This window comes from Shewanella halotolerans (assembly GCF_019457535.1).
In the GTDB taxonomy this organism is placed as follows: domain Bacteria; phylum Pseudomonadota; class Gammaproteobacteria; order Enterobacterales; family Shewanellaceae; genus Shewanella; species Shewanella halotolerans.
On sequence record NZ_CP080417.1, the window covers coordinates 1,250,226 to 1,271,456 of the forward strand.

The following is a 21,231-nucleotide window of genomic DNA, read 5'->3' on the forward strand; positions in this document are numbered from 1 at the left end:
GTCAGCCAAGCTGAACGACTCAGCAACTCAGCAACCTATCACTCTATAAGGCTCGCCATTCTCGGCGGGCCTTTTTACTTAGGTTAGCTGCCCGCCTCAGTTCCGCCGCGCTAAACTAGCCATAGGTGAAGCTTGGCGCTATAATTGCCCGCTTTTAACACTCCATCAAATTCGCAGGTAATCATGTCAGGCTATACAGTTGAAGTCGACAAGCGTCGTACTTTCGCCATCATCTCGCACCCGGATGCGGGTAAAACCACCATCACCGAGAAGGTCTTGTTGTTCGGACAGGCGTTGCAGAAGGCGGGCACGGTAAAGGGTAAGAAGTCGGGACAGCATGCCAAGTCTGACTGGATGGAGATGGAAAAGGATCGTGGTATCTCGATTACCACCTCTGTGATGCAATTCCCTTACCGCGAGGCCTTGGTGAACCTGCTGGATACCCCGGGTCACGAAGACTTCTCCGAAGATACCTATCGTACGCTGACCGCGGTTGACTCTTGCCTCATGGTGATCGACTCGGCAAAGGGTGTTGAGCAACGCACCATCAAGTTGATGGAAGTCACCCGTCTGCGTGATACGCCGATCGTGACCTTCATGAACAAACTTGACCGCGATATTCGTGATCCTATCGAGTTGATGGACGAGGTGGAGAACGTACTGAACATCGCCTGTGCGCCAATTACTTGGCCTATCGGCGCAGGTAAAGAGTTCAAAGGTGTGTACCACCTGCTGCGTGATGAGGTGATCCTCTATCAAAACGGCATGGGTCATACCATCCAGGATTCTCGCGTCATCAAGGGCTTGGATAATCCAGAGCTGGATGAGGCGATCGGCAGCTACGCACAAGACCTGCGCGATGAGATGGAGCTGGTGCTGGGTGCCTCTCATGAGTTTGACCTTGAGGCCTTCCTCAAGGGCGAGCTAACGCCAGTATTCTTCGGTACCGCGCTGGGTAACTTCGGTGTCGACCATATTCTCGACGGTATTGTCGAGTGGGCGCCGCGTCCTCAGCCGCGTGAGTCGGATCAGCGTAATGTTGAGCCCGATGAGCCTAAGTTCAGTGGCTTCGTGTTTAAGATCCAGGCAAACATGGATCCTAAGCATAGGGACCGCGTCGCCTTTATGCGCGTCTGTTCAGGCCGCTACGAGCAAGGCATGAAGATGCATCACGTGCGTATAGGTAAAGATGTGAACGTCAGCGATGCGCTTACCTTTATGGCGGGCGATCGTAACCGCGCCGAGGCGGCCTATCCTGGTGACATCATAGGTCTGCATAACCATGGCACCATACGCATCGGTGATACCTTCACCCAAGGCGAGAAGCTTCGTTTCACTGGTGTGCCTAACTTCGCACCTGAGATGTTCCGTCGTATCAGGCTGAAAGATCCCCTGAAGCAGAAGCAGCTGCTCAAGGGACTGGTACAGTTGTCAGAAGAAGGTGCGGTGCAGGTGTTCCGTCCGCTCGACTCTAACGACCTGATTGTAGGCGCCGTGGGGGTGCTGCAGTTCGAAGTGGTTGTGCAGCGCCTCAAGAGTGAATACAAGGTTGAGGCTATCTACGAGGCGATCAGCGTAGCAACGGCGCGCTGGGTTTACAGCAAAGATGCCAAGAAGCTGGAGGAGTTTAAGCGTAAATGCAGCAACAACCTGGCACTCGATGGTGGCGATAACCTTACCTATGTGGCGCCGACTATGGTGAATCTGAATCTGTCGATGGAACGTTATCCCGACATAGAGTTCGCTAAGACCCGCGAAAACTAATCAAATGAAAAAGCAGCCTAGGCTGCTTTTTTTATGCACATTTTTTGAGCCCTTCAGTATAGTAATACCAATCGTAGTAAATAATTGATCATTCTAGCTTGTTAAAACGTCCGATAACGGCGTTATTATTTTGATTGTAGAACAACTACTCATCGAAAAATTCTGCCTCGTTCTCGAACGTTTTTCCTTCGCTATTTCTGATCTCTCACTTACTGTGATTGGTATTAAGAGCCATTGAAGTGAGGAGTTAAGATGATAGTCAAATGGTGGCGGGCCTATATCGCCTGGTGCGATCGTATGGGCCTCACGCCTGAGAATCAACGCTGCTGCGCGCCCAAGCTGAGCGATCCCCATTTAGATAAACCAGAGTTGGATGCTCCTGAGTTAGGTAAGCCCGAGTTAGATAAACCAGAGTTGAAGGACTCAAATTTAAACTTAAACTCCCTAGAGGAGCAAGAGCCTCAGCAAGCCCTTCAAGAATCTAAAGAATCTCAAGCGCCTAGGGCCAAAGCCGATGATGTCAGCCGCTGATAATCGAGACGGTGACGTCGGCGCTAATCGCCTAACCGTTATCGACAGTCATGTGCATCTGGATTTCGACGAATTTGATGCTGCGCGTGAGCTGCTTGTCGCGAGACTCAAGGCCAATGGCCTCAAAGATGCGGTGATCCCAGGTGTCAGTGCCAGTCAATGGCCTAAGCTGCAGGCGGTCGCCAGCCGCTACGGATTTCACTACAGTCTTGGGGTGCATCCCTGGTATTGCACGCCAGATTGGCGGCAAGATATTGAAAACTTGTCTAAACTGCTTGATGAGCGAGGCGGTGATCCTAAGTTGGTAGCCATCGGCGAGTGTGGATTAGACGCCTTACATAAAGCTTCCTGGGAGGCTCAGCTTCCCTGTTTCGAGGCGCAACTGCAGTTGGCCCAGCAATACGATTTGCCGGTGATTTTGCATAGCGTCAAGGCCCACAACGAGGTGCTGGCGTTACTCAAGCGCTACCCGCTAGCAAGAGGAGGTGTGATACATGGCTTTTATGGCTCGATGCAGCTGGCTCAGCGTTATGTGGATGCGGGGTATTACCTAGGTATTGGGCATCTGTTGCTGGAGGAAAAAGCGAAAAAATTGCAAGAAACCCTTGTCAAGTTACCGTTAGAACATCTGGTGATCGAGACTGATTTAGCCCTGGTTTCCCAGGTGAAAAAGTCGGACTTTGCCGATAAAACCGGCGGATCCAGCTTAATTTTGCATTTGCTAATTGAGAAAATCGCTAAATTGCAAAAAAAATCTAACGTTCTGGTATCAGAACAAGTGTTCCTAAATACACTGCAACTCTTTGACCTCTAGTTTATTTTTGAAAAAACAGATGTTAATCGCACCAAGTTTTTTTTGTAACACCTTGAAATAAAACTTCAAAAACTTGATCAAAACGACGATTTTAACCATTCGGTCGGGTATAATCTGACGGTGAAAAAGGTTGGTTAACAACATAATTAAAAAGTATTAACAATAGGGTGATGGTTAATGGATATTTTAATGAGTTTAGTAGGGGTGGTCGTCCTACTCGCGATAGGTTTTTTGCTTTCTAACAACAAAAAAGCTATCAACATGCGTACCGTATTTGGTGCACTTGCGATTCAGGCATTCTTTGCAGGTTTCGTACTGTACGTACCTATCGGTAAAGACATTCTAAAAAGTGTTTCAGATGGCGTATCTAGCGTTATCGGTTACGCACAAAACGGTATCGGCTTCCTGTTTGGCGATCTGGCTAACTTCAAAGTGGGCTTCATCTTCGCTATCAACGTACTGCCTGTTATCGTCTTCTTCTCATCGCTGATCGCGGTACTTTACTACCTGGGCATCATGCAGTGGATCATCCGTATCATCGGTGGTGGTCTGCAGAAAGCTCTGGGTACTAGCCGTACTGAGTCTATGTCAGCGACTGCTAACATCTTCGTTGGTCAAACTGAAGCACCTCTGGTTGTTCGTCCATTCATCGCGACTATGACTCAATCTGAGCTGTTCGCTATCATGGTGGGTGGTCTAGCCTCTATCGCTGGCTCAGTATTGGCTGGTTACGCGCAGATGGGTGTACCTATCGAGTACCTAGTTGCTGCATCATTCATGGCTGCACCAGGTGGTCTATTGATGGCTAAGCTAATGCATCCAGAAACAGAGAAAACTGTTAACGAAATGGATGAGCTGCCAGAAGATCCAGACAAGCCAGCTAACGTACTTGACGCTGCTGCTGCCGGTGCTTCATCTGGTATGCACCTAGCCCTGAACGTTGGTGCTATGCTGCTAGCCTTCGTTGGTCTGATTGCGATGATCAACGGTATTATCGGTGGCGTAACTGGTCTGTTCGGTGCTGAAGGTATCACCCTAGAGCTGATCCTTGGTTACATCTTCATGCCACTTGCATTCCTAATCGGTGTGCCTTGGAACGAAGCGCTTATCGCAGGTTCTTTCATCGGTCAGAAGATCGTTGTTAACGAATTCGTTGCTTACCTGAACTTTGCTCCATACCTGAAAGACGTTGCTGACGGTGGTCTGCTAGTTGAAGCGACTAACGCTGTAATGAGTGACAGAACTAAGGCAATCATTTCATTCGCTCTGTGTGGTTTCGCGAACCTGTCTTCTATCGCGATTCTACTGGGTGGTCTAGGTGCAATGGCTCCTACCCGTCGCCACGACCTAGCTAAGCTTGGTATCCGTGCGGTAGTAGCTGGCTCTCTAGCTAACCTAATGAGTGCTACGCTAGCGGGTCTGTTCCTAGCGTTATAAGTCTCAGGAAATTCCTTGGGGGGATGCCCCTGAACGACGACTCTGCCCAGCAGGGCAGAGTCAGCGTTAACTCAACCATTTTTCAACATATTAGTAACAAGATGACTATTTATCACAGCCGTTGATGCTTAGTCATGGGTAGATAAACTTCCAGCTGGCCGGTGATAAAACGCCAATATCAGTGATAAATCAGAAGTTTGTTTTAGTGTTAGAATATTGTGTTCGCATTTCTACATTAATTATATTGTGATTTAATACAATTTGAGTAAAATGCGGCGCCGACAAAGAAAGAAACGCTGACTCGTAAAGAGCAGTAAAACCATAAAATAATGGGGTTGATGATGAAAAACGTTAAAACTTTAGCTTTAGCCGCTACCGCAGTAGCAGCAATGTCTAGCAGTGCTTTTGCAGCAGATCGTTCAGATCTATATGCTACCGACTACAAGTGGATGCAGTTCAATGCTATGTACTCTGTAGACGAGCTACCAAGCTCAGGTGCAAGCGGACACAACTACCTAGAGATGGAATTCGGCGGCCGTAAAGGTATCGTTGATCTATACGGTTATGTTGACGTGTTCAACCTAGGCAACGAAAAAGCTGGCGACAAGGCACAAGGTTCTGGCGCTAGCAAGATGTTCATGAAGTTTAACCCACGCTTCTCTCTAGATGCGATCACTGGTAAAGACCTGTCTTTCGGTCCAGTTCAAGAACTGTACTTCTCAACTCTGTTCAACTGGGGTGGCGGAGCTATCGGTGAAGACGTAAACGCGACTTTCTGGGGTATCGGTGCTGACGTAAACGTGCCTTGGTTAGGCAAAACCGGCATGAACCTATACGCTCACTACGACCTGAACAAGAAAGAGTGGAACGGTTACCAGTTCTCTGCTAACTGGTTCAAGCCTTTCTACTTCTTCGAAAACAAGAGCTTCCTATCTTTCCAAGGTTATGTTGATTGGCAGTTCGGTGGTGACGAAGATATGGGTAACGAGTTCGTTCCTATGTCTGACAACGGTGGTGCAGCCTTCTTCGGTCTGTACTGGCACTCTGACAAGTATGCACTTGGCTATGGTCTGAAAGGCTACAAAGACGTTTACCTGCTGAAAGATGGCGCTGGTATCGTTGGCCTGGAAACCACTGGTTGGGGTCACTACTTCACCGCAACTTACAAGTTCTAAATTTAGAATTTGTAGGCTTGGGAGCCGCCTGAAGGCGGCTCCTCATCTCTCTCTTAGGTTTGTCATGATTGTTTAACCTAAGTGAGTAATCTTTATCTAAGCATGGACTATATTAATAGAGCTTGTTTACATAAAGGTTAGTAGTTTTACGCGCTAAAAAGGATTTTTCGCGGAAAGGCTGGAACACTACTCTACAAAGTATAATTACTTAGTTCCCCCTTCCCGGTCTTCAAGGATTCAAGTCGTGACCCTTGTGTCAGGATCGCCGCTGGTTTCACCAGGGCATTGAATACCTGAATTAGTAAACTTGTTGTGTCGTACCGATAAAACTAGTTTACGGCAACGCCTGAAGGCCCGGCCATAAATATAATCAGAAGATGCCAACTCTAGGTGCTGCCATACGTCGATTTCTTGTTTCTGAATTTATAATTTACGTTTCGGAGAGCTAATATGAGTGATTTAAAAAAAGCAGCACAGAAAGCCATTGAGCTGATGGATCTGACGACCCTGAACGATGACGATACCGATCAGAAAGTGATTGAGTTATGTTATAAGGCTAAGACGCCTGCGGGTAACACAGCTGCAATCTGTATCTATCCTCGTTTTATTCCTATCGCTCGTAAGACCCTGAATGAAATGGGTTGTGAAGAGATCAAAATCGCTACAGTCACCAACTTCCCCCATGGTAACGATGATATCGCGATCGCCGTGCTAGAGACGCGTGCCGCCGTTGCCTATGGTGCCGATGAAGTTGACGTAGTATTCCCATACCGTGCCCTGATGGAAGGCAACGAAACCGTAGGCTATGAGCTGGTTAAAGCTTGTAAAGAAGCCTGTGGTGACGACGTACTGCTGAAGGTGATCATCGAGTCTGGCGTACTGCAAGACCCAGCGCTTATCCGCAAGGCCTCTGAGCTGTCTATCGACGCCGGCGCCGACTTCATCAAGACCTCTACCGGTAAAGTGGAAGTAAACGCCACCTTAGAGGCCGCCGAGATCATGATGACAGTTATCGCCGAGAAGAACCCTAAAGTTGGTTTCAAACCAGCCGGTGGCGTGCGTGATGCTGCAGCCGCAGAAGAGTTCTTAGGTGTTGCTGAGCGTCTGCTAGGCAAGGGCTGGGCAACTCCACGTACCTTCCGTTTCGGAGCGTCTAGCCTGCTAAACAACCTGCTACACACCCTGGAATTGGCCGAAGCGCCTAAGGGTCCTCAAGGTTACTAAGCGACGCGGTTAGCTTTATTAGTTAAGTGTGATCTAAATCTATTTGATAACGCCAAAACTTGTATATATTGTTCGTAATTAAATTACGGTTTTGGCGTTAAATAAGAGAATTTGTCACTCAAATACGATTTTTTGTGACAAATTTGGAGGCAGTACCATGTTTCTAGCACAAGAGATTATTCGTAAAAAACGTAATGGCGAAGTGTTGTCTACCCAAGAGATCCAATTTTTCGTTCAGGGGATCACCAACAACACTGTTTCTGAAGGCCAAATCGCTGCACTGGGTATGGCGGTCTATTTCAAAGACATGAACATGGATGAACGTATTGCGCTGACTACAGCCATGCGTGACTCTGGCACCGTCCTTAACTGGAAAAACCTCGGCCTCGACGGCCCTATCATCGACAAGCACAGCACCGGCGGTGTGGGCGATGTGATCAGCCTGATGCTTGGCCCCATGGCCGCCGCCTGTGGCGGATATGTGCCCATGATCTCCGGCCGTGGCCTGGGTCATACCGGCGGAACCCTGGATAAGTTCGATGCGATTCCAGGTTACCAGACTGAGCCAGACAGCGACCTGTTCAGAAAAGTCGTTAAAGAAGCTGGTGTTGCCATCATAGGTCAAACTGGAGACCTGGTTCCCGCCGATAAGCGCTTCTATTCTATTCGCGATAATACCGCAACCGTTGAATCCATCTCTCTCATCACAGCTTCTATTCTTTCTAAGAAACTTGCCGCCGGTCTCGATGCATTAGCCATGGACGTTAAGGTGGGCAGTGGTGCCTTCATGCCAACTTATGAAGCCTCTGAAGAGTTGGCTCGCAGCATTACCGCGGTAGCCAATGGTGCCGGTACCAAGACCACTGCTCTGCTGACCGACATGAACCAGGTGCTGGCATCATGTGCGGGGAACGCGGTAGAAGTGAAAGAAGCGGTGGATTTCCTGACCGGTGCATACCGTAACCCACGCTTGTATGAAGTGACCATGGGTCTGTGCGCCGAGATGTTGCAGCTAGGTGGCCTGGCCGCCAGCGAAGCCGAAGCCCGCGAGAAACTCAACCGCGTGCTGGATAACGGTAAGGCTGCCGATATCTTCGGTCGTATGATTGCCGGTCTGGGTGGTCCAGCCGACTTTATCGAAAACTATGCTAAGTATCTGCCACAGTCGCAGATCATTCGTCCTGTATACGCCGACCGTAGCGGTTTCGCGGCCTCTATGGATACCCGTGAGCTAGGCCTTGCGGTAGTAACCCTAGGCGGTGGACGTCGTAAGCCAGGTGATGCCCTAGATTACAGTGTGGGCTTGACCCAAGTCTGTGCGCTGGGTGATGAGATCACCTCAGATAAGCCGATTGCCATGGTACATGCGCAATCTGAAAGCGCCTTCGAAGAAGCGGCGGCAGCCGTGAAGAAAGCGATTCACATTGGCGATGAAGCGCCAGAGAAAACACCAGAGATCTATCGTTACATTCGTCAGTCAGATCTCTAGGAGAGTAAAAGATGAAAAGAACTGTCATTATGATGCTCGACTCTTTTGGGGTCGGTGCGGCAAAAGATGCTGAAGCCTTTGGCGACTCAGGTTCAAACACCTTCGGTCATATTGCTAAGGCATGCGCCGAAGGCAAGGCCAACGATGGTCGTGAAGGCCCGCTTAAGCTACCTAACCTGGCCAAGCTTGGCCTGGCACTGGCAGCTAAAGAGAGCACAGGCAGCTTTGCTGAAGGCTTCGGTGACGATGTCGAAGTGATCGGTGCCTACGGTCATGCCGATGAGCTGAGCTCGGGTAAAGATACCCCGAGCGGTCACTGGGAGATGGCGGGTGTTCCCGTTTTGTATGAGTGGGGCTATTTTAGCGACCTGAAAGACTCTTTCCCTAAAGAGCTGACCGACAAGATCCTTGATCGTGCCGGTCTATCTGGCTTCCTGGGTAACTGCCACGCCTCAGGCACGGCGATCCTCGAGGAGCTGGGCGAAGAGCATATGCGCTCTGGTCTGCCTATCTTCTACACCTCGGCGGACTCAGTGTTCCAAATCGCCTGTCACGAAGAGACATTTGGTCTGGAAAACCTCTACACCTTGTGCCAAATTGCCCGTGAAGAGCTGGAACCTTACAACATCGGCCGTGTTATCGCTCGTCCATTCGTTGGCACAGGTCCAAGCGATTTCGCCCGTACCGGTAACCGTAAAGACTACGCGGTTGAGCCACCATCAAAGACGGTTCTCGATAAGCTTAAAGAGGCCGGTGGTGAGGTGGTTAGTGTGGGTAAGATTGCCGATATCTATGCGCACTGCGGTATCACCAAGAAGGTGAAGGCCACTGGTTTGGAAGCTTTGTTCGATGCGACCCTGGAGCAGGTGAAGCAAGCGGGTGACCGAACTATCGTGTTCACTAACTTCGTCGATTTCGACTCTCATTACGGCCACCGCCGTGACATCGCCGGTTATGCCCGCGCGCTGGAGTACTTCGACAGCCGTCTGCCAGAGATGTTGGCGCTGCTGGGTGAAGAGGATCTGCTGCTGCTGACCGCAGACCATGGTTGCGACCCAACCTGGCAGGGTACAGACCACACCCGTGAGCGCGTGCCTGTACTTGCCTATGGCGCGGGTCTAGCACCTGGTTCACTGGGTCGTCGTAACAGCTTCGCCGATATCGGCCAGAGCATTGCGAGCTACTTCGGTCTAGAGCCTATGGAATACGGCGAGTCATTCGTCGCCTAGGCAATAAGGATGACTTAAGGTCATCCTGCTACAATATTATGATTTGGTGGCTTAAATTGGGCCACCGCTACTAGAAAAAGACTTAAGTCTAAAAATAGGGGTTATATAGATGGCTACACCACACATTAATGCAGTCGACGGTGCATTCGCTGATACAGTGTTATTCCCAGGCGACCCGCTACGTGCTAAATACATTGCAGAAACTTTCCTTGAGAACGTTGAGCAAGTCACCGACGTACGTAACATGCTAGGTTTCACAGGTACTTACAAAGGCGTTCGTATCTCTGTTATGGGTTCAGGCATGGGTATCCCTTCTTGCTCTATCTATGCGACTGAGCTGATCAAAGACTACGGCGTGAAAAACCTGATCCGCGTGGGTACTTGTGGTGCGATCAGCACAGACGTTAAAGTGCGCGACGTGATCATCGGTATGGGTGCTTGTACCGATTCTCAAGTTAACCGTCTACGTTTCAAGGGCCAAGACTTCGCTGCTATCTGTGACTACAGCCTGTTGAGCGCAGTGGTTAAGGCAGCCGAAGAGAAGGGTACTAAGTACCGCGTTGGTAACGTATTCTCTGCCGACCTGTTCTACACGCCAGATCCAGAAATGTTCGACGTGATGGAAAAGATGGACGTGCTAGGCGTTGAGATGGAAGCCGCTGGTCTATACGGCGTTGCTAAAGAGTTTGGTGCTAAGGCACTATGTGTGGTGACAGTATCTGACCATATCCGTACCGGTGAGAAGACCTCTTCTGACGAGCGTCAAACTACCTTCAACGAAATGATCGAAATGACACTGGAAGCGGCAATTACTCTGTAATTATCACGCGAGTGTTTAATAAAAACGGGCCAATTGGCCCGTTTTTTTATGTCTGTTCCAAGGGTTCTCTGACCAGGGCTTTCCTCTGTCTAAGACTTTCCTCTGTCTAAACCTGGCTTATGTTGAGCGCGAGTCTTGTCTTTGCCCTTTGCCCGGGACGGCTTCTTAATTGCCTTGTTTCTTATCACTGGCTGCATCAGGGGCTGAGTCGTCGCTCTCCTGCGCGTCATCCGCTCCCAGGGTGGCGGCGATTTTCTTACCGATTTTGCTCTTGGTCTTGCGACGCTCGAAGTCGGCCCGTTTAAAGGAGAGAGCGCGAGAGAGCAGCATGCCGATGAGGCCTGCGATGATCAACATCATCTGCTGCTGTTCCATGTTGAGCTGATGCGCCTCCTTGATCTCATTGAAGAAGCGCTGCGGCACCAGACGTACCTCTATGTAACCCAGGTTCTTATCATCCTGCAGCACCGCCTCTACATAGGGCGGGTAAGGAGCTAGCAGGGCCTTTAGCTCTTCCGACTCAGGTTCCAGCTGCTCGTCGGTGACGCTCTGGGCAAATGCTAGGCGTTGTCCCTTCTCGCTGAATATGGTGGCCGACATCACCTTAGGGTCCAGCACCAGGGCGCTGGTGAGCCATTGTAGCTGCTCATCGTTTTGCAGCTGCAGCGCCGGGGCGGCGCCATAGGCGGTCTGCTGCACTAATAATCGTGCCATCTTTTGGGTTTGGGACTTTAGAAGCTGCTGACCTTGTAGTAGGCTAGTTTCCCATAATTGGAACAGGCCCACCATGAGGGCGACCGCCACGGCAATCTGCAACAGTCGCGTCAGCCTCTGGGTCTTTTTGAGTCCTTTAAGAAAAAACACTTTGTACCTGAAGATGATAAGGGTTTTATTAATCATAATGGATTATCTTCTAACCCGATACCCGGAGACGCATTACTAATGGCAAATCAGCAACAAAATCCTCTGTTTTCATGGCTCTATGATGAGGTTAGTGCGAGTCTTACCCTGGATGGCTGTCAGCTTACACGCCATGAGGAAGCGAGCGGCCCCAACGCTGATTTACGCCTGCGCCTGGTCTATCAGGGCTCTCAGTGCCAGGCGATTATCGCCGAGCAGCTGTTGTCCTCTGCGGCGTCTGTGAGCATCGCCCTTATCACCCGCCAAAACGATCTTACCTGTATCGAGCTCTGCCTCGACAAGCAGGCGGGGCAGCAAGTCTGCGATGCACTCGGCGAGCGAGACGATATCGAGCTGCTGCATATTGGCGCTGAGCAGCCTAGGCTGGATAGACCCGGGCTACTCGTGATGGACATGGACTCGACGGCGATTCAGATAGAGTGCATCGACGAGCTGGCGGCCATGGCCGGCGTTGGCGAGGCGGTGGCCGAGGTTACCGAGCGCGCCATGCAGGGCGAGCTGGATTTCGAGCAGAGCCTGCGTGAGCGGGTGGCCAAGCTGGCGGGCGCCGATGCCAGTATCATAGATACCCTGTGTAGCAAGCTGCCGCTGATGCCGGGGCTAGAGGCCATGGTAGCAGAGTTGCAGGATTATGGCTGGCGCCTGGTGTTGGCCTCTGGCGGCTTTACGCCGTTCGTTGGGCACCTCAAGCAGCAGTTAAACCTAGATGCTGCCTATGCCAACGAGCTGGTGATCGTCGAGGGTAAGCTCAAGGGAGAGGTTATCGGCACTGTGGTCGATGCCCAGTTCAAGGCCGATACCGTGCTGCGCAGCGCCGAGAGTTGGCAGATCCCTTTGGGTCAACGTCTGGCTATAGGCGATGGCGCCAACGATATCCCCATGGTGCAGGCGGCCGACTTTGGCATCGCCTATCATGCCAAGCCTAAGCTGAAGGCGGCAGCCGATGCGGCGATTGCCAAGTTGGATCTAAGGGTACTGCCTTACATGTTGGTGAACCTGGCCTAGGCGGAATTCTCGGCCGAATCTAACACAGCATCAAAAGGCTCGCCTTGTGCGAGCCTTATTTTATCCCGAATATAATGGCTAATTTTTTGCCTGATCGAATCTAAAGCTCGCGTTTAAAATCACCCTTTTATCTTTGATCTTTAAGTCATAATTTTGAAACACTTGTTTAAGATGGTTTCAGGCCTGTTTGAGTCTTGTTTTTCTCTCGCTTTACTCTTGTGTTAGTCCTTTAAAGTCAGTAATTTAAATCAAATTTTACCCGGATGTTTTCAGTGTCGACTCTGATCCAAGAATCACGTTTTATTCCCTATCGTCAGGGACAACTCCATCTGCGCCTGCTCAAACGGCCCGATGCCGACATGAGTCGGCCACCCATACTGATGCTTCATGGCGCCATGTCTAACGGACGCGTCTTCTACAGCGATAAGGGCAGGGGGCTCGGCTGTTATCTGGCAGAGGCGGGCTTCGTGGTCTATGTGCTCGATACCTTGGGGCGCGGTTTGAGTACACCCAAATTGAGCACAGGCGCCAGTCATGGTCAGGGGGAGGTGATCCGCGAGCAACTTCCCCTGGTGCAGCACTATATTTTGTCGCAGCATCCCGAGGCTCATAAGGTACATTGGTGCGCCCATTCCTGGGGCGGCGTGCTGATGGCCAGCGCCATCGCGCGTTTCGATTTCTTTCAGACCAGTGTCGCGTCTTTGTTAACTTTCGGCAGCAAGCGCGCCATCAAGGTGCGCTCCTTTAAGAAGTGGCTGATGGTGGATCTTGTGTGGAACAAACTGGCGCCGGCGATTGCCGCCGGTCATGGCTATCTGGCCGCCGACCGCTGGCGCATGGGGATGGATAACGAAACCAAGGCCTCTCTGTCCCAGAGCATCGACTGGGTCAGAGGCGAGTGGATAGATCATGACGATGGCTTCGATTACGCCAAGGCGGCAAGTGCCTTAGGCGCCAAACAGGGCTGGCCTAAGACCTGGTTTATCGCAGGTAAGGGGGATCAGGTGCTGGGCAATCCTGCCGATGTGCAGCGGATGATTAAGGAGTGCCATATCAAGCCGGTGACCTATACCTTACTCAGCAAGGCCAATGGCAACCGCCACGACTATGGCCATGCCGAAATGCTGACCCACAAGGATGCCACAGAGGATCACTTTCCTCTGGTATTGAGCTGGTACCGCGGGCTCTAGTGAAGATCAAAATGGCGCAGGTTTATAGCGCCGGCAGTTACGCTTTCTGTTGCTCAAGCAGCTCTGGATAGCGCAGCATCACCTCGTCTGTAATATCCAGCAGCTCGCCCACGCCTATGATGTGCCACATCAGTTGTTCCAGCTTCTTGGCCTTGTGCTGGGCATGTAGGCCAATATATTCCAGTTCACGCTTGATATAGTTGATATCAGGCTTACCAGCAGCGCCGCGGTAGACGCGAAGCGCCATGAAGCGCCCCAGGTTCTGGCTCTGCCGTATGAAGTGTAGCTGGGCCTGTTGTTCGCCAATCTCCCTTGGCTTCACGCATTTTATCTTGATGCGTCCCTGAGACTGGCGGGAGATCTGCACATAGGTCTCGAAAAACTCGAGTCCGTGTTGTGGCTTCATCTGACGGATAGGGGTGATGAAATCCTCTTTGAGGCGCCCCTTGTCCAGTAGGGCACTGAGGTCGTATTTCAATGCCTCCTGGGTGGTCGCCGCGAAGAGATCGGCGATGGCATTGGAATGTTTGCTCACCCCTAATACGCTGAGTTTGGCCGATTTTGCCGTCTTCTCTATGAAGTAAGGGACGGAAGCCAAGTCGCGCATCAGCAAGTTCTTCAGCCCGTCCGAGAGCTCCTTCATGTCGCTGTTGGCCTCGGTCAGCTTTCTCAGTTTGTCGCGGTTGGCCTCGATGAGGCGGCTGAGGAAGGCGACGCCGACATGGGGCGTGTGGCCGACCATGGCGGCAAGGTGTATGGTGACGCCATTTTTGCGGGTGCGGATAAGCCGATAGGGCAGCTGCGCCAGCCGCGTCTTACCCGCCAGATGTTGCAGCTTGGGAAAGGCCACCATCACAGGGGCCGTGGTATCTAAGTTCGCTGGCTCATCCAGGGTGACTTGCAGCCCCTTGCCCGAGATATCTAAGGTGAAACCGTGGTGTGTCTGTTTGCCCTGGCTGACGGTGACCAGCGTCTTGAAGGAGAAGCGCGCCTCGTTGCGCCGCTCGGTAAATTGTAGCGACAACAACTTGATCTGATCTTCCAGCAGCTTCTCCTGTCCGAAGCGTTTAAGCTCGTTGGCCTGATGGCCTTTGGCATCCCAAGCCTCATATTGCGGCAGCACCTCTTCGTTGGTGAGATCGATCAGCTGCAGCACATGGGTGAAGCACTTGAGCTGGGCCTCGGTCAGCGAGGCGTAATAGCTGGAGTCACCGGGTAACACACTGGATTTATAGGAGATCTCATGGTCTATCTCATGACAGGCCAGCTTGAATATGCGCCAACTGGCCTTGGTGGCACCAAAGCGCAGGAAGAGGCCGAGCATATCGCTCTGTTTTAGCTCGGCCAGGCTGGCGGAATAGAAGAAGATCGCCCCCTGTGCCTGAAAGGTAAAGCAGAAAAATAGGTTATGATCCGGGTCTTGAGGCGCATTAAACAGGGCCTGTAACCGCTCATGGGTCAACATGCTGCCGAGCTGGCTGACCGACTTCTCATCGACAAAATACTGTTGCAGCTTCTGATTGTCGCGGCTCAGTAGCTTGTGGGTGATGCGATGCTGGCCGTCCTTAAACTCCACATACAGCGGCAGGTGCGGCAGATGGGGCAGATAGTGACGCTCGAAACCCAGTCCTGTGGCGGCGACCAGTATGTCGTTGATATCCACCTTGTAGCGAAACTTGTAGCCCTGGATCAGGTTGGCCAGCATGTCAGAGAGGGCATCGCTGCCGCCGACGCGTTTGAGGCGCATCCAGCTGAACTCGTGATTGCTCTCGACATCGACCACCTGATACTCCACCCCTTTCTGCAGGTCATCGAAATAGTATTCGGCGCTCAGTTCCAGCAGCTTGACGATAAGCGGCTGCTCTGGGTTGAGGCCGTGATCGGCTGGCAGGCGAATGCGGGCGCCGCCGACTGAGAGGTCGACCGTGATCCCTTTCACCTCGCTACGCCCCGGTTGTAGCACGCCGATGCGGATCGCATAGTTCATCCGCTCTTCGGCGCGATTGAAGTAGCTGCCTAAGATGGCGCCGCTGGCCACATAGGGGGTGAGGGCGGTGTCGGCCCCTTGGTCGCCTTCGCGCGCCCTTTGCCGGCGCAGTTTATGACCCTCGATCACCTGTTCGTATACGCCAAGGGTGTACTGCCCCTGATACAGGGCCAGGGCCTGAATAAAGTTTTCTTTCGCCGGGGCATCGATAAAGTGAGTCTGGGCGCCGCTGCTAAAGGGCGCGCAGGGCAGTTCGGATCTGTCCCTGAGATCGATAACCCGGGTACAGGGAGAGGAGAGGCGGTTGAGCTCCATCTTGAGCAGAAAACGGGTCGAATTGGACTCGCCTGAGGTCAGATGTTCAAACAGCTCCTGGAAGTTGGTTTCCATCAGCAGGGGTTTTAACTGTTCGATCAATGCCTTATGTTGCTCTAGACTCATGGATTATATCTTTTCGACTCATAGTGGATGATGCGGCTTATCTTCTTGTGTCGGCAGCTCGGGTAAAAACTTGATAGCCTTTTGTTTATTCAGCACAATTTGCTAACGCTGCGGCGGACACTGTGGTTGAAAGCCCTAACGCCAGTGTAAGGCATTTTAGCCCCCTTGTGGGAATCATTTTAGCACTCAGCGATAGCGCGGATTAGCTTATGCGCACTACAGCCGCTCAAGATACTCATGTAGAATGCCTGCATGGAAAAGGGCCTTTCTGGTCTGCGCGAGCAGATGCAGTAGAGTCCAGACATTGATGAGATGACAAACAGTTAAGCTATGGCGAAGAATAAAACAGCATATGTGTGCAGCGAATGTGGTCAGGACTTTCCCCGCTGGCAGGGGCAGTGTAATGCCTGCGGCGAATGGAACACCATCTCTGAGGTGAGGCTGGCGCCGGCTAAGTCAAGCGTGGGTTCGGTGGCCGGTTATGCGGGGGCCGTCGGTGGCGGCTCGAAGAAGCTTAGCGAGGTGGAGGAGTTTGAGGCCAAGAAGCTGCTTACCGGCATTGGCGAGCTGGATCGGGTGCTCTGCGGCGGGCTCACCACGGGCTCGGTTAACATTATCTCGGGGGATCCCGGCGCCGGTAAGACGACCATTTTGTCGGATCTGGTGTCGCGTATGTCTCAACTGATGCCCTCGCTTTACTGCACCGCCGAAGAGTCGCTGTCGCAGTTTAAGAACCGGGTCAATCGCCTCAGGCTCGACTGCAACGAGGAAAACCTCTACCTGATGGCCGAGACCAATGTGGAGGCGATCATCGCCGAGCTGGAGGCCAAGCAGGTCAAGTTTGCGGTGATCGACTCGATTCAGGCCGTTGTGACGGACTTGGCCAACGGCAGCCCGGGGTCGCCATCTCAGGTCAAGGGCAGTGCCCAGGCACTGACCCAATACTGTAAGCAGAACAATGTCACCATGTTTTTGGTCGCCCACGTGAACAAAAACAACGAGACGGCAGGCCCGCAGACCCTGATCCATATCGTCGACTGCCTGACGCATCTCGAGTGTAACGACGGTCAGGTGCGTACCCTGAGGGCCAACAAGAACCGTTTCGGCGACGTGGATACCGTAGGCATCTTCAGGATGACGGAGCGGGGCATGATAAGTGTCGATAACCCCAGCGAGATCTTCCTCTCAGGCTCCACTACCGAGTCTCCCGGGGCGGCCATCACCTGTATCCGCAAGGGCAATCGCAACCTGCTGTTGGAGATCCAGTGCCTGACCACAGAGGCTGAGGGGGAGTTTCCCCAGCGGGTCTGTGTCGGCCTGAACATGAACCGCATCAAGATGCTGACGGGAATTTTGCGTAAACATACCCGCACCAAGATCTATCACGACACCTATTTCAATCTGGTGGGCGGACTCAAGATAGACGAGTCTGAGACCTGTATCGATCTGGCGCTGGTGGCCGCGCTGCTGAGCAGCCTCAACGAGTTTGTGGTGCCGCGCACCACCTGCATCATGGGCGAGCTGAGTCTCAACGGTGATGTGCGCCCCATCGACAGCGGCGTGCCCAGGGTGAAAGAGGCGGTGCAGCATGGCTTTACCGAGATCTTTATTCCCTATCGCAACTATCATAAGTCGATGGAGGGGTTGGGGGCCAAGATTAACCCCATCAAGACGATCCACGAGCTATTAGAGCTGATCTGTTAAGGTTTACTGTCAGCGAGAGGAAACCCATGCATATACGCAGTGAAGCCCCCGGCGATAGTGCAGACATAGCAGAGATCACCAGGGCAGCCTTTCTCGAGGCGCCTCACACAGACCATACCGAGCATCTTATCGTCAATGCCCTGCGAGATGCAGGCGCGCTGGCGATATCATTAGTGGCCGAGGTGCAGGGAAAACTAGTGGGGCATGTTGCCTTGTCCCGGGTGAGCATCTCTGATGGGAGTCCAGACTGGTATGGACTCGGCCCCATCTCGGTATTGCCCGGGCTTCAGGGAGAGGGGATCGGCAGCGCCTTGATGCGCGCCGCACTGGAGGCGCTCGATAACGCCGGTGCCCATGGCTGCGTCTTACTGGGAGAGCCTGAGTTTTATCGGCGTTTTGGCTTTGCGTCCAATGCCGGACTTACTCTACCCGGCGTGCCAGAGGCTTATTTTCTTGCGCGTAAACTGGGCGGCGAATGGCCTCAAGGAGTGGTGAGCTATCACGCTGCCTTTCAGGTAAAGGCTAACTAGATTGAACATTTTCTTGTTGTAAAAGATTAAAAAGCCTCCGGATATGGAGGCTTTTTGGCACTTAAGGCTGTTTAGCTACACTTGCCAAAAGTGGGGGTTGAATTGCCATCTTGGGATTCAACGGTCAGGTTTGAACAGACTGGCTGGTCACCGACTTTCACATCGGTGAAGTTAAACTTCACCTGTTGGCCTTCATGCAGGTTTGAATAAACGGTATCGCCGTTTTTCAGGTTGTACTGCACTGTAAAGAAGGTGGGGAACACGCCGCCTTCGTTAAGGATCTGTGGGCCATCGACCGTTGGCGCCATAACAGATTGTGGGATGGCTACCGCGCTGTGGAAGGCCAGTAGTTGCGCCGCCATGGTCTGCTGGTAGCTCATGTCTTTGAAGTCCTGGCTCTCTGCATGGTGCAGGCCGCGTACATAACGAGACAGTGATGAGTAATCCGCAGGCAGTTTAGTGCCCAGTGCACTGCGATCTACCGTCTTAGAGAACTTTTGGTGGTCTTGGAACAGAGGCTCGTTGGTGACGAAGCGCAGCTCGTCGTTGGTGCTGCCACGCCATACCTTCAGCTTGCCACCTGCGTTAAGTTGGATTAGAGCCACGTTACCCTCATTATCACGCAGGTTAAAATGCGCAGGTACTAAGTGATCCATGTCCATCAGGGGATCAGAGAAGGCTGGCTGCCATTCGCCTTTGTCCAGGCCGTCGATAGCCTCGGCAACGGTTTTGTAGTTTGAGGTGATGTAGGTCGCCAGCAGTCCGTTGTTGACCGCAGGTGCACCATCGTCATTGTCTTTATGCATCGCTAGAAACGGCGCGCTAGCTTCCTGGTATTGACCGTGGACAGACAGGCCTTGGTCGTTGATGGCGTCGTAGGCGGTGCCATGGAAGATAGGGTTATCAGACAGTGACATTGTCTTGTACTTGGTGGTCCAGGTGGCCTGAGTCTTGTAGCTAGGCGCATTGGAGCTCACTTCTATGCCAGCTGGAATGATCTTGGCGCGGGCTTCGACTGCGACTCCCCAATCTAGCGAGCGGGCGACTAGTGTGCCATAGTCTGTGGTGGCCGATACGCTAGAGCAAGCTGAAGCGGTTTGTACTGCACCTATAGTCATAAGAGCGGCGATGCTGGCTGCGACGATTGATGTTTTCATGGTGACTACCTCGTTTGGTTGAACCTAAAATGGGTTTATTTCACGGCTTAATTTTGCCTATGGAGCTAGAATAGGCTTAAAACCTAATAGTTAATAACTAATAACTATTCGATAATCGAATATATTGGGTTGCACTAGAGCCGAGCTTTTAGGTGAACTTGTAGGCAAACATTTAAATGAGTATTTAAGTGAGTTGTTAGGTGGGGCTTGAGGCGTGCTTGCGGTGCATGAGATAGGAAAACGTAGAGCGTTAACCTGTGACGCCGGCATCAGGAGTTAGCCCGATCGACCAGCGTTAGCGGCAGCGCCAGATCGAAAAAGAGGACCCTAGGTCCCCTTTGTGTTGCATTCATTGCTGCTCAGCTAACTCTAGCAAAGTCCATGGCTGGCAGGAGGGCGCATCACCCTTGATCATGCACCTCGATAAACATCTTGAGTTCACGGTCGAGCAATGAGGCATCGCCTATGTTGAGCTCTAGCATGCGCCTCAAGTGGCTGATGCTGTCGATATCGATATGCAGGCATTCGAGGCCGAGTTGGCCGTCTTGACGGTGGATCACCTGGGTCTCCATGGTGACCTCTACATCCGAGCCTTCCAGGGTGAAGCTCAGGAGTATTGGAGCCGGGCCTGGTGCAAACTCTTGGGGCAGCTCGACCAGGGCACCATTCAGGCTAAGATCGTGCAGCTTGGTCGACCACACCTTATCCTCTTGGGTGAGCGTCGCATCGACATCGAAGAAGATGCGCGAAAATTGCCGCCTTTCATTCATAACCTGTCCTAGCCTCAAGTGTGAGCGTAATGTTAATAAGGTAAGCATAAGCTAACATGACCCGGGTGTAAAAATCTTGATTTATATTTAGCTTTAGTGACTTGAGCCAAAATCTATTTGCATCGAACGCAAGATCTGATAGGCAGCATAGGCCTAAACAACACGGGCGCCCTAGCGGCTAAAAACCGCGCCAGATCTCATAATTGAGATAAAGCTGATATGCAATTATGAAAAATTGTGAATAATAGCCTTAACCTTTATTTAACGCGTCTGGGAGCGGGGTCATGGCCCTAACTTCATTACAACCTTGTGTTCTTGTGGTCGATGATGAGGCGGTGATCCGTGCTCGCCTGAAGGGCTATTTCGAGAAAGAGGGTTATCGTGTACTCGAAGCCGCCGATGGTGAAGAGATGTGGCAGCAGTTCAGCCAGCAGCATATCGATCTCGTGATGTTGGACATCAACCTACCCGGCGTCGATGGCCTCAGCCTGACTCGCGAACTGCGCAGCCGCTCCGAGGTAGGCATCATATTGGTAACCGGGCGTGACGAGGCGATCGATAAGATCATCGGCCTGGAGATGGGCGCCGACGATTATGTGACCAAGCCCTTCGAGCTGCGTGAACTCCTGGTGCGGGTGAAGAATCTGCTCTGGCGTATCTCTTTAGTGAAGAAGGCGCAGCAGCAGGCGATTGCCGAGCTGGAGCGCTGTGACGATCTCATCGAATTTGAAGATTACAGCCTGGCCCTCAACAGCCGCAAGCTCTCTCAGGGCGAGGCGGTGATCAAACTCACCAAGGCGGAGTTTGAGCTGCTTAGCGCCTTTGTGCTGCACCCACAGCAGGTGCTGAGCCGTGAACGCCTGATGCAGCTGACCAGCCATCGCAATCAAGACGTCAACGACAGAACCATAGATGTGATCATCCGCCGTCTGCGCAACAAGCTACATGCCGAGCTCTTCGTTACCGTCCACGGCGAGGGCTATCTGTTCTCGGCCAAAGTGGAAGACTAGTTGAGAGCATTAGCAGAGAGGTTTAGGGTAGAA

18 protein-coding genes are annotated in these 21,231 nt (G+C 52.1%); 14 read left to right on the forward strand and 4 right to left on the reverse strand.

All coding sequences use genetic code 11. The features are described 5' to 3' along the window. Positions 1–183: 183 nt before the first annotated feature. The 9 genes from prfC to deoD all read left to right on the forward strand — a co-directional run bounded on the left by prfC (position 184) and on the right by deoD (position 10,483). Positions 184–1,764, forward strand: a complete 1,581-nt coding sequence (gene prfC / locus K0H81_RS05535) for a peptide chain release factor 3 (RefSeq protein ID WP_220060172.1) — start codon at positions 184–186, stop codon at positions 1,762–1,764. Between the two features lie 252 nt (positions 1,765–2,016). Then, the gene (locus tag K0H81_RS05540; RefSeq protein ID WP_220060911.1) at positions 2,017–2,295 is read left to right on the forward strand and encodes a DUF5363 family protein; all 279 of its coding nucleotides are present in this window, start codon (positions 2,017–2,019) and stop codon (positions 2,293–2,295) included. Between the two features lie 52 nt (positions 2,296–2,347). Then, positions 2,348–3,109, forward strand: a complete 762-nt coding sequence (locus tag K0H81_RS05545; RefSeq protein ID WP_258406393.1) for a TatD family hydrolase — start codon at positions 2,348–2,350, stop codon at positions 3,107–3,109. A gap of 177 nt (positions 3,110–3,286) precedes the next feature. Then, positions 3,287–4,546, forward strand: a complete 1,260-nt coding sequence (locus tag K0H81_RS05550; protein WP_220060173.1) for a NupC/NupG family nucleoside CNT transporter — start codon at positions 3,287–3,289, stop codon at positions 4,544–4,546. Positions 4,547–4,887: 341 nt separating this feature from the next. After that, complete coding sequence (locus tag K0H81_RS05555; protein WP_220060174.1) at positions 4,888–5,721, forward strand: nucleoside-specific channel-forming Tsx family protein; 834 nt, start codon at positions 4,888–4,890, stop codon at positions 5,719–5,721. 450 nt (positions 5,722–6,171) lie between these two features. Next, on the forward strand, positions 6,172–6,945 hold the full coding sequence (deoC, locus tag K0H81_RS05560) for a deoxyribose-phosphate aldolase (protein WP_220060175.1): 774 nt from the start codon (positions 6,172–6,174) through the stop codon (positions 6,943–6,945). A gap of 157 nt (positions 6,946–7,102) precedes the next feature. After that, complete coding sequence (gene deoA / locus K0H81_RS05565) at positions 7,103–8,434, forward strand: thymidine phosphorylase (protein ID WP_220043071.1); 1,332 nt, start codon at positions 7,103–7,105, stop codon at positions 8,432–8,434. Positions 8,435–8,445: 11 nt separating this feature from the next. Then, on the forward strand, positions 8,446–9,663 hold the full coding sequence (locus tag K0H81_RS05570; RefSeq protein ID WP_220060176.1) for a phosphopentomutase: 1,218 nt from the start codon (positions 8,446–8,448) through the stop codon (positions 9,661–9,663). A gap of 109 nt (positions 9,664–9,772) precedes the next feature. After that, on the forward strand, positions 9,773–10,483 hold the full coding sequence (gene deoD / locus K0H81_RS05575) for a purine-nucleoside phosphorylase (protein WP_011866609.1): 711 nt from the start codon (positions 9,773–9,775) through the stop codon (positions 10,481–10,483). 165 nt (positions 10,484–10,648) lie between these two features. On the opposite strand, the gene K0H81_RS05580 is transcribed toward deoD, so the two are convergent. Beyond that, the gene (locus tag K0H81_RS05580; protein ID WP_350354834.1) at positions 10,649–11,383 is read right to left on the reverse strand and encodes a YtjB family periplasmic protein; all 735 of its coding nucleotides are present in this window, start codon (positions 11,381–11,383) and stop codon (positions 10,649–10,651) included. 42 nt (positions 11,384–11,425) lie between these two features. Between K0H81_RS05580 and serB the strand changes: the two genes are divergently transcribed. Both serB and K0H81_RS05590 read left to right on the forward strand, forming a co-directional pair. Beyond that, entirely contained in the window at positions 11,426–12,409 is a 984-nt protein-coding gene (serB, locus tag K0H81_RS05585) for a phosphoserine phosphatase SerB (protein WP_220060177.1), read from the forward strand. A 263-nt stretch (positions 12,410–12,672) separates the two neighbouring features. Then, entirely contained in the window at positions 12,673–13,599 is a 927-nt protein-coding gene (locus K0H81_RS05590; protein ID WP_220060178.1) for an alpha/beta fold hydrolase, read from the forward strand. A gap of 37 nt (positions 13,600–13,636) precedes the next feature. Here the strand turns inward: K0H81_RS05590 and K0H81_RS05595 are convergent, their stop codons facing one another. Next, entirely contained in the window at positions 13,637–16,027 is a 2,391-nt protein-coding gene (locus K0H81_RS05595; protein ID WP_220060179.1) for a PilZ domain-containing protein, read from the reverse strand. 330 nt (positions 16,028–16,357) lie between these two features. Between K0H81_RS05595 and radA the strand changes: the two genes are divergently transcribed. Both radA and K0H81_RS05605 read left to right on the forward strand, forming a co-directional pair. Continuing rightward, positions 16,358–17,731 carry a DNA repair protein RadA gene (gene radA / locus K0H81_RS05600; RefSeq protein ID WP_220060180.1) on the forward strand — a complete coding sequence of 458 codons (1,374 nt, stop codon included), beginning with the start codon at positions 16,358–16,360 and terminating at the stop codon, positions 17,729–17,731. 26 nt (positions 17,732–17,757) lie between these two features. After that, positions 17,758–18,261: a GNAT family N-acetyltransferase gene (locus K0H81_RS05605; protein ID WP_220060181.1), complete on the forward strand. Its 504-nt coding sequence runs from the start codon at positions 17,758–17,760 to the stop codon at positions 18,259–18,261. Between the two features lie 71 nt (positions 18,262–18,332). On the opposite strand, the gene K0H81_RS05610 is transcribed toward K0H81_RS05605, so the two are convergent. After that, a complete protein-coding gene (locus tag K0H81_RS05610) occupies positions 18,333–19,418 on the reverse strand; it encodes a linear amide C-N hydrolase (RefSeq protein ID WP_144203795.1) in 1,086 nt (361 codons plus the stop codon). 401 nt (positions 19,419–19,819) lie between these two features. After that, positions 19,820–20,188 (reverse strand): PilZ domain-containing protein, encoded by a 369-nt coding sequence (locus tag K0H81_RS05615; protein ID WP_144203794.1) that lies wholly within the window; start codon positions 20,186–20,188, stop codon positions 19,820–19,822. 284 nt (positions 20,189–20,472) lie between these two features. On the opposite strand from K0H81_RS05615, the gene torR reads away from it, so the two are divergent. Continuing rightward, positions 20,473–21,198, forward strand: a complete 726-nt coding sequence (gene torR, locus K0H81_RS05620) for a two-component system response regulator TorR (protein WP_220060182.1) — start codon at positions 20,473–20,475, stop codon at positions 21,196–21,198. Positions 21,199–21,231: the final 33 nt, after the last annotated feature.